Genomic DNA, 14,091 nt, shown 5'->3' on the forward strand with positions numbered 1-14,091 from the left:
GGCGCGTGTCACATCACGCGCCGTCCTTCGCGCCAAACGGTGCGGATGATCGGTACGTGCTCGGCAATCTGCACACGCACCAGATCACCACGCTTCCCAATTGCGATTTCACCACGATCCTGCAGGCCAACGGCTTTTGCCGGATTGCTTGATACCAGCTTGATCGCCTGTGGAAGCGTAATTTGCTCCATGACATCTGCCATGAAGAATGCCGATTGCATCATGCTTGCCGGAATATAATCAGACGAAATAATATCGAGATGACCGGCTTCAGCCAATTCGCGTGCCGAAACATTGCCAGAATGCGAACCACCACGCACCACATTGGGCGCGCCCATCAGAACCGACATGCCCGCTTCCTTGGATGCCTTGGCGGCCAGATGTGTTGTTGGAAATTCAGCAACGCGAATTCCCTGCGTACTTGCTTCTGCAACGTGATCCGCTGTGGCGTCATCGTGGCTGGCCAGAACGATGCCGCGCTCAAGGCAATCACTGGCAATCGCCTTGCGGGTCGGTGCCGAATGTTGCTGTGACTGGCCCATACGCTTTTCGCAATAGCGTATGAATTCTTCTTCGGTCACTCTGAGCTTGCTCATGTAGTAGGATTTGTAGGTTTCAATATCCGTGAACTGCCGCTGTCCCGGTGCATGATCCATCAGTGAAACCAGTTTGACCAGCGGATGCACGCCAAACCGCTCGAATGCACTCAGGCAATCAGGTGCTGAAACCTCGCACCGCAGGTGCAGAAAATGGTCGGCGCGCAAACGTCCTGCCTCACGCCCCTCTGCGATTGCTGATGACAGCTTACGCATATCATCAATACCCGTCTGCGCTTCATCGTCGAAGCCGATCCGCAAAGCATCAAAGACTGTCGTAATGCCGGAAGCGGCAATCTGCGCGTCATGAGCCTGAACCGCAGCAATCGGATTCCAGCGCACTTTCGGGCGTGGCGCATAATGGCCTTCGAGATGGTCAGTGTGCAACTCGACCAGTCCCGGCGTCAAATAGTCCCCTTCCATGTCTTTACCAGACACGGACGAGCCGGATGAAATATCAACGATGACACCATCAGCTATTTTAACAGTACCGCTGATTACTTCGTCAGGCAGAACAATATTTGCATTTTTTAGAACAGTTTCCGTCGTCATTCCTCAAGGCCTTCCCACAGCCCGAGAGGACCGTTTTGACACCTTAGTACCACCGGTCATCGGATGCAGCGAATGAATCTCGAATGGTGCGCCTTTTTCCGGTTCCACAAAGAGCGCAAGATTGGCGATTTCTACCGGATCATCCAGAACAGGCGCAAAAAAGTCGTCAAGCACGCGTTCGACATGCGGCCGCTGCTTTTCATCGACTGGTCCGGTCAGCGTCATATGAAAGCGAAACTCATCGAAAACGTAAGGATAGCCCCAGCGATCAAGGTTCTGGCGCTGCCCTTCGCTCAATCGTTCTGGACGACGCTTGGCAATTTCCGCATCCCGCAATGGCGCGCGAAAACGATCAAACGAAACCACCACGTCATTGGCAAGCTGATTGAGTTCAGCCACAGGCTCTTCCGGCACGAGCGCAAAGAACGGGCCAATACCCTGCAATTTCAGGCGTGGAATGACGAATGGCGCGCTCGAAGATGCGAAATACATCAGCGCGGAAAGCAAATCGCTTTCCTGATAGGTCTCGTCCAATCGGAAAGGCGCTTTCAACGTGCCATGAAAACCATAGCGGCGCGGCTCCTCGGTCAGTGCGGCAATATCTTCGGCCGCAAGCGTGCGAATCGCAGGAACCTTAACCGGCTCTCCACTAAACGCACTTCGCCCAAGCCAGTTGGCGGCAACTTTCAAAAGCGCATCGCCTGAAGGCGGCGTGAAATAAATCGCGTAACGCATAGTGATTCCTCTCTTGGCCGGATCGTTACACGCAGATTGTGGCAAGTCGATAAAGGGTAAGTGACATCTGGATTTTACATCACCGCAAATTCCTATGGAGTACCCTGCACTTCTTCAACGCTCTAAATTATTGAACCTACGCATGGTGCTTTCCAAAAACTGGTTCAGATTTTTGGACCGATACTGTAGGCGTACGTGCGGATAGAAACGAGGAGATAACTATGGGTGGCTTTGCGTCGATCGGTGAGTGCATGATCGAACTGTCCGGCGGTGGCGATGATCAATGGCGCATGGGATATGCCGGCGACACACTGAACACCGCCTGGTACATGCGCGCGCTGAAAGACCAATCGTATCCCGTGGAATATGTCAGCGCATTTGGCGAGGACGATTTCTCGCAGAAGCAACGTGCTTTCCTCACATCAAATGGCATCGGCATTGCGCACAGCCCCATTATCAAGGGCGTCCATCCTGGACTATATGCGATCACGCTCAATGGCGCAGAACGTTCGTTCACCTATTGGCGCAGTGATGCAGCAGCGCGACGCCTCGCAAACGACCGAAATGCCTTAAAAGCCAGCCTGGCTGGCCGCGATATGATCTACTTCTCGGGCATTTCAATTGCCATCGTCTTCCCGGAACATCGCGAAACTCTGTTCGAAATCTTACGTGAATGCCGCGCAGAAGGCGCCCGCATCGCATTTGATCCGAATTTCCGCCATCAGCTCTGGCCTGATCGCGAGGTCGCAAAGAAAGTCATCAGCGAAGCCATGCAGATTGCCGATATCGCGCTGCCGACTTTCCCCGATGAACAGGCGCTCTTTGGCGATGCGACGGCGCAGGCCTGTGCGGAAAGACTTATTGGGCTTGGTGTGAAGGAAATTGTGGTCAAGGACGGCACAGAGCCCGCGCTTGTTATAGCGGACGGCGAGCAAACCCTCATTCCATCCGTCAAAGCCAATGCGGTTGATACGACAGGTGCTGGTGACAGCTTTAACGGTGGTTATCTTGCCGCACGTATTGAAGGCTTATCGCCCGTTGAAGCTGCACGCAAAGCACATGCAGTTGCAGCGCGCGTAGTGGAAATTCGCGGCGCGCTGGCTCCAATGGAACACGCACGCGCCGCTTATCTCAACGAAACTAATCCCGCGTAAACGTAAAATGGCTCGTCTGGGCGTAAACTTCGCCCGGACGTAAGATCGCTTGAGGAACGTAGGAATATTCCAGCGAACCCGGCCAGACCTGCGGCTCCAGACAGAACCCTGCATGCTTGCCGTAAGGCTTGCCCATTAAACCAATGCAATCATTGGCCATTGTATTGCCGGCATAAAACTGAACGCCAGGCTCCGTCGTCTCAACATCAAGGCGAATACCGGACCGCGCACCTTTAACGGACGCACAGGCGCGCAACGGACCGCGTGCCGCCGTCATGCAGAAATTGCTGTCATATTCGACTTGCTTGCCGTCCTCCTTGAAGCGGACTGGACGGAAATCGCGGAAATCATAAGGCGTGTCTTTGACGGGCAGAATGCGCCCATCGGGAATCAGTGCCTCATCGACCGGCATATAGGCATCGGCTTCGATCTTTAACTGGTGATCGAGTATGTCGCCCTCTCCGCCATCATCAAGATTGAAATAGCTGTGATGGAGAAGATTGCACACCGTTGGCTTATCCGTCACTGCTTCAAGACGCACAATCAAAGTACCCTTTGCATTGAGCATATAGGTGCAGCTTACATTGAGATTACCGGGGAACCCCATCTCTCCATCGGCTGCAAGTGTGGCGAGCGTAACGAAATCAGATCCAGAGCCGGTGACTTTCCAGACGCGGTTTCCAAGGCCTTTGCTGCCGCCATGCAGATTATGAATTCCCTGAAAATTTGCCTCGACATCATATGTCTTTCCATCAAGCACAAACCGCGCATTGCGGATGCGATTGGAAAAGCGACCGGCGATTGCGCCTAAATGGGGCGAGTGCGCTGGATAATCGGCAAAATCACGATAGCCAATAACCAATGGCGCATCATGACCTTCCATGCGCAAATCCTGAACAGCTGCGCCCCATGTAATGATCTTCGCTTCGAGCGAACCATTGGCTATTGTAAGCCGATGAACCGCCTGCCCGTCCGGTGCATATCCAAAAATTTCCGATGTCACTTTGTTCGCCCATTTTGATGCGTTTTTGAGAGCCGCATCAAGCCGCATCGGCGCGTGCTGCGCAAGAGCGAATGCAACTAAACCGGAAGTATCTAGTAGTCTGAGCCCGACATTTGCATCCCTCGATACAGGCGTTACAGCGGTTCCAGTTAATATTGAATCGTTGGAACCGCTGTAACTATTTGTTTTTACGCATTCCCGAACGCAAAACGGGTTCCTACTTTTGCTGAAAATGCTTTAAAGAAATGTCGGAATCAAAAAGACCATTAGCAAGCATTTGAATCTAGTGGATTTTTCGAATTTGACGTTTGAAACAGCATTTGTGTCGGTCGGGATTCACACATCAAATCCAATCCACTAGACGCAACATTCTTCAACGCACACTCAAAACAAATCAATATTATTTACCCAAATTATGGGGTAATATCGGGTAATTATAAGTATTATTTATTTTTACATTATATAAATTAGGGATTTCAGAGATGAAGCCTAACTTCAAAAAAGTTATACCCTATATTTTCAGTGAAGAAGGTGGATATGTCGACAATTCACATGACCCCGGCGGCGCTACCAATATGGGAATTACCATAGCGACACTCTCGGCATGGCGGGGGCACCCAATATCTACATCAGATGTGATGGACCTTACACAAGCAGAAGCCACGAAAATCTATCAGCAACAATTCTGGAACAAGATCGATGGTGATGATCTCCCATCGGGCATTGATTACGCGGTATTCGACTTTGCGGTGAACTCAGGGCCAGGCAGGGCGGCGAAAATGCTGCAAGGCATTGTCAATCTGCCAGAAGATGGCGTCATCGGCGTAAAAACCCTTGCCGCACTTTCTGATCACTCGCCTGAGGCGATCATCAACGCACTATGTGATGCGCGCGCCACTTGGCTGAAAGGATTGTCCACAGCTTCGACCTTTGGCACTGGCTGGTTGGCACGCGTCGAGCGTGTCCGATCTCGTGCACTTGCACTTGCCGCGACCCCATCTGTCACCGAGCCTGCGGAACCGAAAGCCGCCTCGCTACCGAAAGCACGGCAATGCGATACGGCTGTCAAAACTGTGCTGAAACATCCCGAAGCGCTTGGTGCTTTGGGCAGTGCCGCATCGGGGCTTGCAGCGGTTGCTTCCGGCAATGGGCCAGTACAATACGCGCTTGCGATTGTCATGCTCGCATGCACCGCTGTCGGGCTTTGGTACTTCATAAAGCGGGTGAGAAGCGAACCCTGAACAATTCTTTTTTGAGCACATTTCAAAAAATTGTAATTCGCTCTATGTTGCGCTTCGCGTGCTGTGCACCTTATATGCGCAATCAGAGTGCGTTTCGATCTGACTTCATCAGATCGACGCGTCTCAATTATTTGTTTTCACGCGCATCTTTTCCGAAAACCGTTTCACACTTTTCGGGATGCGCTCTAAAGTCCGGCGAAGTCTCGGTGATCGTGAAGCTATTATGACTTTCCCTGTCACCGGAAAAACGCTAGATACGCGCAGATACTCAGACGTATGCCTGTAGTGGCATCGCCAAGAATAAAGGAATCGAAACTTGTCCTCTACTTTTGACAAAGTCGCCGACATCATTGCTGAAACAAGTGAAATCGATCGTGATACCATCACGCCCGAAAGCCACACCATTGATGATCTGGGCATCGACAGCCTCGATTTCCTCGACATCGTCTTTGCGATCGACAAAGAATTCGGCATCAAGATTCCGCTTGAACAGTGGACGCAGGAAGTGAACGAAGGCAAAGCGCCGACCGAAGAATACTTCGTTCTGAAGAATCTCTGCGCCAAGATCGACGAACTGGTCGCGGCCAAAAAGGGCTGACCAGCCGCGAAAGCTGACGGTATTGAAGGGTGAACATCCGTGTTCGCCCTGATTCCGTTTCTGGATCACGCACAGCATCCCAAGCACAGCATTTACGGGCAGAACCGAACTATGCAGAGCAATAAAGTCGTCATCACAGGAATTGGCATCATCTCTTCGCTTGGCGAAGGACTGGATGCGCATTGGAATGCTTTCTCAACGGCTGGTTCAGAACCACGCCTCGAAAAAGAAGCCTTTGCGCCGTATACAGTTCATCCGCTTGGTGAAGTCGATTGGGGCTTGCAAATCCCTAAGCGCGGCGACCAGCGCCAGATGGAAACCTGGCAGCGGCTTGGTACCTATGCGGCAGGCCTCGCGCTTGACGATGCGGGCATCAAGGATGACGAAGCATTGTGCGCCAGCATGGACATGATCGTGGGCGCCGGTGGCGGCGAACGCGATATCACTGTCGATATGCAGATTCTCGAAGAAGGCCGCACCAGTAACAACCGCGGTGTAATGCTCAACGAGAAGCTCTCGACAGAGCTGCGCCCTACCCTGTTTCTCGCTCAGCTTTCAAACCTGCTGGCAGGCAATATCTCCATCGTTCATAAAGTGACCGGCTCTTCCCGCACATTCATGGGCGAAGAAGGCTCCGGTATTGCTGCAATTGAGACGGCTGCGGCACGCATTCGTTCGGGTCAGAGCACACATGCGCTGGTCGGCGGTTCATACAATTCCGAACATTTCGACATGATTCTCGGTCACGAGCTTGGCGGATTGCTCAAGCACGACGGTTGGGCTTCACTGTGGGAACGTGATGGTACTGCCGGTGGCGGTATGATCTCCGGTTCCGGCGGTGTATTTCTTGTGCTCGAAAGTGCTGAACATGCTGAAAAGCGTGGCGCGCGCGCTTATGCGGAAATTGCGAGCATCGAAAGCGCCCAAATCCGCCGTGATGCCGATGATCTCGAAAAAACTGTGCGTGAACTGGTGCTTGCTTCCAATGGCGGCAAAGAACCTCAATATGTGGTTTCCGGCTCATCCGGCGCACATGCTGCGACCGCTGCCGAAAAAGCCGCACTGAATGGCGTTTCTTCAGCCTATCGCGGCATTACCGGGCTGACGGGGCATTTGCGCGAAGCTCAGTTCCCCTTGGCGCTGGCGCTCGCAGCCATTTCTGTTTGGAAAGGTGAGGCTTTCGCACCAACAAGCCCGTCTGAAAAGGCGATTGATGGAACAATCAGCGAAGCCATCGTCACCACCATCGGTGCAACTCGCGCTGAAGGTGCCGCAAAGCTGGTGAGAGCATAAGATGACCAAATATACAGACCATCTCGGCCGCCCCATCGTTGCAATTACAGGTGCAGGCGTTGTTTCCTCCCTCGGACAGGGCAAGGAAGATAATTGGGCTGCACTGACCGGCGGACGCTCCGGCATTCATGACATCACCCGCTTTCCGACGGAAAGCCTGAAGACACGCTTCTCCGGTACCGTCGATTTTCTTCCAGAAAGCAATATCGGCTCCTCTGCCCTCTCCGAGGCGCTCGCACGTCTTGCTGGTGAAGAGGCGCTCGCACAGTCCGGTCTTTCCGTGACCAACTTTGGCGGTCCACTTTTCCTTGCAGCACCTCCTGTTGAGCTGGACTGGAAAAGCCGGTTTGCGCTCGATGCAAGCATCAAGGATGAAGGTCCGGCCAGCTATCAGCTTCTGCTCGAAGCCTGCCGTCGTGCGCGTCAGATTGATCTGTTCAATACGACGCAGTTCGGCTATATCGCCGAGCGCCTGTCAGAGGTTTTTGGCACACGCGGCCTGCCAGTTACGCTGTCGACTGCTTGCGCTTCGGGTGCGACCGCAATTCAGCTCGGCGTCGAAGCCATTCGTCGCGGCGAAAGCGATCGTGTTCTTTCGATCGGCACAGACGGTTCGGTATCAGCTGAATCGCTGATCCGCTTCTCGCTGCTGTCAGCGCTTTCGACCCAGAACGACAAACCGGAAAAGGCTTCAAAGCCCTTCTCCAAGGACCGCGACGGTTTTGCGATGGCCGAAGGTTCTGGTGCGCTGGTCATGGAATCACTTGAAAGTGCAGTGGCGCGCGGCGCAAAGGTGCTGGGCATTCTGGCAGGTTGTGGCGAAAAGGCCGACGATTTCCATCGCACCCGTTCCAAGCCGGATGCCTCGCCTGCTATCGGAACCGTGCGTGCAGCACTTGCTGATGCCGGTTTGACTGAAGATCAGATTTCTTATGTCAACGCTCATGGCACCTCGACGCCTGAGAATGACAAAATGGAATATCTTGCTCTTTCAAGCGTATTTGGTGAGCCGATCGCGTCGATCCCGGTTTCATCCAACAAGTCGATGATTGGCCACACGCTGACTGCTGCCGGTGCTATCGAAGCCGTGTTTTCACTGCTGACGATCCAGACCGGCACATTGCCGCCAACTATCAATTACGACAATCCAGACCCGGCAATCCCGCTGGATGTCGTGCCGAATGTGAAGCGCGACGGACAGGTTTCCGCGGTGCTTTCAAACTCATTTGGCTTTGGTGGACAAAATGCCAGCCTTGTTTTGACGGCAAATCCGAATTAATCGGACTAAAAGTTGTATACTCTCGGTAATCCCGGAAAGCCGTATGCTTTCCGGGATTATGTCTTGAAAAGGATAAATTCATGCGCGCCTTGCAGCTTCTTGATGATCGTCGTCTCGAAATGACCGATATCGCTCCGCCTGCCGCACCCGGCAATGGCGAAGTTACGGTCAGGATCAAAGCCGTCGCGCTCAATCATATTGATGTATGGGGCTGGCGCGGCATGGCATTTGCCAAGCGCAAGATGCCACTGGTCATAGGTGCGGAAGCCTCTGGCGTTGTCGATGCAATCGGTCCCGGTGTTTCCAATGTTCTGCCCGGTCAGCTCGTTTCGATCTATGGCGCACGCACTTGCGGTCTCTGCAAGGCCTGCCGCGAAGGCCGCGACAACCTCTGTGAACATGTAGGCGGCGTCCATGGCTTCCATCTTGATGGCTTTGCATGTGAAGCAGTCAATCTGCCAGCACGTCTTCTGGTTCCAGCACCTCCCGGCGTTGACGCAATCGGTGCGGCTGTTGCTCCTGTGACCTTCGGTACGGTCGAGCATATGCTGTTTGACAATGCGAAGCTTCAGCCGGGTGAAACGATTCTGGTTCAGGCCGGGGGTTCCGGCATTGGTTCGGCCGCAATCCAGCTTGCCAAGAAGATGGGCTGCACCGTCATCACTACCGTTGGCTCGGATGACAAGATCGAAAAGGCCAAGGCACTGGGTGCCGATCACGTTATCAATTATCGTGTCGACCGCTTTGAAGGTGTTGTTCGCAAGCTCACCAAAAAGAAGGGCGTCGATGTCGTGTTTGAACATGTCGGCGCAGACACATGGGCAGGCTCAATGCTTTGCATGAAGCGCGGTGGACGTCTTGTGACTTGTGGTTCCACCTCCGGCGTTTCCACGAACATGAACCTGATGATGTTGTTCCAACAACAGCTTAAGCTTCTCGGTTCATTCGGTTGCCGCATGGAGAATATGGCTGACGCCATGCAGAAAATGGCGCAAGGCGTCGTTCATCCGGTCATCGACACGATTGTCGGCTTTGATGATATCGACACTGCTTTGAAGCGCATGGAAGGCCGCGACGTCTTCGGCAAAATCGTGTTGCAGATCGACTAAGCTTTTGATGTTCAAGTTCAAGCTTCTTCTCTTCAAATGGTCGCGTAAGCTCAAGCAGTTCAACTACTGGCTTTGGGCGCAGGCAGTGTTTCTGGCTCTGGCCCTGCTGCGTCTGTTACCTGCTAAAAGTGCGATCCGCTTTTCTGCATGGTTCGCGCGCAAGGTGGGACCGCTGACGCCACGGCACAAGGTTGCGATCAACAATCTTCGTCTGGCCTATCCTGAGAAGAGCGAAGCAGAAATCGAAAAGATCGCCATCGAAATGTGGGATTCGATGGCTCGCCTCTTCGCAGAATATATCTTCCTCGACGCGATCTTCGATTTCGACCCAAATGCTACAGAGCCCGGCCTGATTGAAGTCGAAGGAATTCCGATCTTCGAACGCCTGCGTGATGAGAAGAAACCGCACATCTTCTTCACCGCGCATACCGGCAATTTCGAGCTTCTGCCGATCTGCGCGGGTACATTTGGGCTGGATGTAACGGCCCTCTTCCGCCCGCCAAACAATCCCTATATTGCCAAAACAGTTCTCAAGGCGCGCCGCACCAACATGGGGCATCTCGTGCCATCCAAGGCTGGTGCCGCCTGGTCGCTTGCCCGCGTTCTGGACAGCGGCGGCAACGTCGGCATGCTGGTGGACCAGAAGTTCCAACGCGGCGTTCCCTCGACTTTTTTCGACCGCCCGGTAAAAACCAATCCGCTGCTCGCAAAGCTCGCGCGACAGTATGATTGCGATGTCTATCCGGCGCGCTGCATACGCCTGCCTGGCGGTCGCTATCGGCTCGAACTCAAAGAGCGCATGGAGCTGCCACGCGACGAAAAAGGCGAAATCGATGTTGCCGCGACTGCTCAGCTTCTCAACGACACCGTTGAAGGCTGGGTACGCGAATATCCCGGCCAGTGGATGTGGTTCCACAAGCGTTGGGGCTGACCAACTAAATATGTGCGTTCGGCCCACCTTGGCCGGGCGCATTTTTATTTTATGATGTGAAAACATCCTGCAAGGGAGACAAACATGCGTCCTATCGCTATCGCCCCATCCATTTTGTCCGCTGACTTTGCGCGTCTTGGAGAAGAAGTTGATGCCGTGCTTGAAGCGGGTGCCGACTGGATTCATATCGACGTCATGGACGGTCATTTCGTGCCAAACATCACGTTTGGTCCACCGGTGGTAAAAGCCATTCGTCCGCGCACCAAGGCTTTCTTCGATACGCATCTCATGATTGCGCCTTGCGACCCCTATCTCGAGCACTTCGCTGATGCAGGCTGCGATCTGATCACGATCCATGCCGAAGCTGGCGCGCATACGCACCGCTCGCTTCAGAGCATCCGTGCTTTGGGCAAAAAGGCTGGTCTGGCGCTCAACCCTGCGACCCCTGTCGAGGCTCTGACAAATGTGATCGATGACGTTGACCTCGTTCTCGTCATGACGGTCAATCCGGGCTTTGGTGGTCAGAAGTTCATTGCGCCTATGCTCGACAAGATCAAGCGCGTGCGTGATATGATCGGTGACCGTCCAATCGACATTGAAGTGGATGGTGGCATTACACCTGAAACCGCTGGATCGGTTGTTGCTGCAGGTGCAAATATTCTTGTTGCCGGTTCTGCTGTCTACAAGGGTAACTCGGTAGAAACCTACCGCGCCAACATCGCAGCCATTCGCCAAGCCGCAGAAGCAGCACGCTGAACTATTTTCCCGGGGCGAGTGCGTTGAGCAGAGCCTTGCGCTCTGCTAAACACCGCGCATCCCCTTTACCCAAGACCTGCAGCCCGGCAGACGGGCCGCCAAAACAGGATATGCCCATGATCCCGCGCTATTCCCGACCAGAAATGGTCGCCATCTGGTCTCCCGAAACCAAATTCCGCATCTGGTTCGAAATTGAGGCCTATGCCTGCGAAGCGCTCGCTGAACTGGGCGTAATCCCAAAGGAAGCTGCCAAGACCATTTGGGAAAAGGGTAGCGTTGCAAAGTTCGACGTTGCGCGCATCGATGAAATCGAAGCCGTCACCAAGCATGACGTCATTGCATTTCTGACGCATCTTGCTGAATTCATCGGCCCGGACAGCCGCTTTGTGCATCAGGGTATGACCTCTTCGGACGTGCTCGACACGACGCTGAATGTGCAGCTCGTACGCGCCGCTGATCTGCTTCTCGCAGACATGGACCGCGTGCTTGCAGCGCTCAAAAAGCGTTCTTTCGAGCATAAGGATACCGTTCGTATTGGTCGCAGCCATGGCATTCATGCCGAGCCGACAACAATGGGTCTCACATTTGCACGTTTCTACGCCGAGATGTCGCGTAACCGTGCTCGTCTCGTTGCAGCCCGCGCCGAAATCGCAACCGGTGCGGTGTCGGGTGCTGTTGGCACCTTCGCCAATATCGATCCACGCGTTGAAGAATATGTCTGCGAAAAGCTCGGTCTCGAAGCTGAGCCAGTTTCAACGCAGGTTATCCCGCGCGACCGCCATGCCATGTTCTTTGCAACGCTTGGCGTTATCGCTTCGTCGATTGAAAATGTTGCAATCGAAATCCGTCACATGCAGCGCACAGAAGTTCTGGAAGCGGAAGAGTTCTTCTCTCCCGGCCAGAAAGGTTCGTCGGCAATGCCGCACAAGCGTAACCCTGTTCTGACCGAAAACCTGACCGGTCTCGCCCGTCTGGTTCGTATGTCGGTTGTGCCTGCTATGGAAAACGTTGCTCTCTGGCATGAACGCGATATTTCGCATTCGAGTGTCGAGCGTGCGATTGGTCCGGACACCACCATCACGCTTGATTTCGCGCTGAACCGTCTGGCTGGCGTTATCGAGAAGCTGGTGATCTATCCAGACAACATGCTCAAGAACATGAACAAGTTCCGTGGTCTCGTGCATTCACAGCGCGTGCTTTTGGCTCTTACACAGGCTGGTGTTTCCCGTGAGGATTCCTATCGCCTCGTGCAGCGCAATGCGATGCGTGTCTGGGAACAGGGTGCAGACTTCCTTGAAGAACTGCTGGCCGATCAGGAAGTGCGTGCAGCACTCTCCGAAGAACAGATCCGCGAAAAGTTTGACCTTGGCTATCACACCAAGCATGTCGATACGATTTTCAAGCGCGTTTTCGGCTGAGATTTAGGGTCTAGAGCGCCGTGCGCCCTCTTGGGCGCACAAAGGTCGCTCTAACACTTTATATTTACAGCATAATTTTACCTTAAACTGATTCAAGTTTAAGGAATTATGCTGTAGTCGATTGAATTTGACGTTTGAATCCCAACTGACACATACGCTGTTTCAAACGTCAAACTCGAAAAAAGCCCCATGTTTTTGTAAACATGGGGCTTTTTAATATTTCAATTCAGGCGCTTGTTTTGATCGTATTGATTACATTGCCCCATGGGTCTTCAAAGGCGCGGTTATTGCCGCCTCGCGTATCTTCCATCTCAACCCATCCAAGGCCAGTGCGGTCCTGATCACGTTTACCAGCACCAGAGCTCTGCCAAGCATTTGCGCCGATGTGGTGATGATATCCACCCGTAGACAGAAAAACTGCCTTGTCGCCATAGGTCTGCACGGTATCAAAGCCCAGTTGCTGATGCCAGAAAGCTTCGGCATCCTTTGCATTGCCCACGCGCAAGTGGACATGACCAATGACGGTATTCTGTGGCGCACCGTTCCATTCACCGCCCTCACGATCGATAACATCGAGAAGGTCTTTAACGTCAAGCGCATCGGTACCCATTTTCACGCGATCACCGTTCCACTGCCACGTATTGTGTGGGCGATCGGAATAGATTTCGATGCCGTTCCCTTCCGGATCGGTCAGATAAATTGCTTCACTGACATTGTGGTCGGATGCACCGGCAACGGGCAACTGCTTGTCGATAGCCCGACGCGACCAGCGCGCGAGATCACCACGTGTCGGCAACAGAAATGCCGTGTGATAAAGACCCGCACTGCGTGGATCATCAGGTTTAGCCGCGGAAAACTGTTCGATTTCCATCAGTTCGCGATCACCGGCGCCCAAAACAATGGAAGCGCCACGGCGTGTCATCTCCCGCAAGCCCACAACGTTGCGATAATACTCTGCAAGGCCTTCAGCATCGCGCGCCTTAAGACCAACACGCGCCACACGTACTGGTGTCGTCATTGCGAAGGGCAAAGCTGCGTTTTTTGCAGTGTTGTTGGAAACGACCTTTTCGGTGGTGGCCGTCTTCAGCGTCTCAGTCATTTCATTCTCCTTCGGCGGCATTTCTGCGCGCGCGGAAAGAATATTGCTCATAACGGCTGCGCCTGCAGAACCAAGCATAGTTCTTCTGCTGATGGCCATAGTCGTTACATCCTCTCCGTAGTTATCTTCTCGCCAAAGATCACAATTTGGAGAGCGTTTCACAAGATAGCGATCATCGAACAAGCTGTTCATCATTTGCGTCAGTCATCTTCGAGTACCCGTCTTATACCAAGGCGCTTAATACTTTTCGCGCTATGCAATTAGAGCGTGTCCCGCTTAATCACACCCATGGCGCTCGCTCTAAATTCTTTTAACTGTCGCATGTTC

At 53.3% G+C, this 14,091-nt stretch carries 13 protein-coding genes; 9 read left to right on the plus strand and 4 right to left on the minus strand.

The features are described from left to right. Positions 1-8: 8 nt before the first annotated feature. A complete protein-coding gene (locus tag QBD00_RS12890) occupies positions 9-1,148 on the minus strand; it encodes an alpha-D-ribose 1-methylphosphonate 5-triphosphate diphosphatase (RefSeq protein WP_318579705.1) in 1,140 nt (379 codons plus the stop codon). A 3-nt stretch (positions 1,149-1,151) separates the two neighbouring features. Beyond that, positions 1,152-1,883, minus strand: coding sequence for a DUF1045 domain-containing protein (locus QBD00_RS12895; RefSeq protein ID WP_095446483.1), 732 nt, complete (start codon positions 1,881-1,883; stop codon positions 1,152-1,154). Between the two features lie 221 nt (positions 1,884-2,104). On the opposite strand from QBD00_RS12895, the gene QBD00_RS12900 reads away from it, so the two are divergent. Next, a complete protein-coding gene (locus QBD00_RS12900; RefSeq protein WP_095446482.1) occupies positions 2,105-3,037 on the plus strand; it encodes a sugar kinase in 933 nt (310 codons plus the stop codon). Here the strand turns inward: QBD00_RS12900 and QBD00_RS12905 are convergent. Beyond that, positions 3,024-4,040, minus strand: coding sequence for an aldose epimerase family protein (locus QBD00_RS12905; RefSeq protein WP_318579706.1), 1,017 nt, complete (start codon positions 4,038-4,040; stop codon positions 3,024-3,026). The two genes, QBD00_RS12900 and QBD00_RS12905, sit on opposite strands and share 14 nt — an antisense overlap. A gap of 482 nt (positions 4,041-4,522) precedes the next feature. Between QBD00_RS12905 and QBD00_RS12910 the strand changes: the two genes are divergently transcribed. The 8 genes from QBD00_RS12910 (at position 4,523) to purB (ending at position 12,665) form a co-directional block, all read left to right on the plus strand. Then, positions 4,523-5,281, plus strand: coding sequence for a glycoside hydrolase family 108 protein (locus QBD00_RS12910; RefSeq protein WP_318579707.1), 759 nt, complete (start codon positions 4,523-4,525; stop codon positions 5,279-5,281). A 316-nt stretch (positions 5,282-5,597) separates the two neighbouring features. Beyond that, positions 5,598-5,879 carry an acyl carrier protein gene (locus QBD00_RS12915; RefSeq protein ID WP_094506999.1) on the plus strand — a complete coding sequence of 94 codons (282 nt, stop codon included), beginning with the start codon at positions 5,598-5,600 and terminating at the stop codon, positions 5,877-5,879. A gap of 111 nt (positions 5,880-5,990) precedes the next feature. Next, positions 5,991-7,172 carry a beta-ketoacyl-ACP synthase gene (locus QBD00_RS12920; RefSeq protein WP_264231805.1) on the plus strand — a complete coding sequence of 394 codons (1,182 nt, stop codon included), beginning with the start codon at positions 5,991-5,993 and terminating at the stop codon, positions 7,170-7,172. 1 nt (position 7,173) lies between these two features. Then, complete coding sequence (locus tag QBD00_RS12925; RefSeq protein ID WP_318579708.1) at positions 7,174-8,451, plus strand: beta-ketoacyl-ACP synthase; 1,278 nt, start codon at positions 7,174-7,176, stop codon at positions 8,449-8,451. Positions 8,452-8,531: 80 nt separating this feature from the next. Then, entirely contained in the window at positions 8,532-9,560 is a 1,029-nt protein-coding gene (locus tag QBD00_RS12930; protein WP_095446478.1) for a zinc-binding dehydrogenase, read from the plus strand. A gap of 4 nt (positions 9,561-9,564) precedes the next feature. Beyond that, a complete protein-coding gene (locus QBD00_RS12935; protein ID WP_318579709.1) occupies positions 9,565-10,491 on the plus strand; it encodes a lipid A biosynthesis lauroyl acyltransferase in 927 nt (308 codons plus the stop codon). 84 nt (positions 10,492-10,575) lie between these two features. Then, positions 10,576-11,247 (plus strand): ribulose-phosphate 3-epimerase, encoded by a 672-nt coding sequence (gene rpe, locus QBD00_RS12940; protein WP_318579710.1) that lies wholly within the window; start codon positions 10,576-10,578, stop codon positions 11,245-11,247. Between the two features lie 116 nt (positions 11,248-11,363). Continuing rightward, the gene (gene purB, locus QBD00_RS12945; RefSeq protein ID WP_095446475.1) at positions 11,364-12,665 is read left to right on the plus strand and encodes an adenylosuccinate lyase; all 1,302 of its coding nucleotides are present in this window, start codon (positions 11,364-11,366) and stop codon (positions 12,663-12,665) included. 226 nt (positions 12,666-12,891) lie between these two features. Here the strand turns inward: purB and QBD00_RS12950 are convergent, their stop codons facing one another. Then, entirely contained in the window at positions 12,892-13,863 is a 972-nt protein-coding gene (locus QBD00_RS12950; protein ID WP_318579711.1) for a VOC family protein, read from the minus strand. Positions 13,864-14,091: the final 228 nt, after the last annotated feature.

The sequence above is a fragment of the Ochrobactrum sp. AN78 genome, from assembly GCF_029909885.1.
GTDB lineage: Bacteria > Pseudomonadota > Alphaproteobacteria > Rhizobiales > Rhizobiaceae > Brucella > Brucella quorumnocens.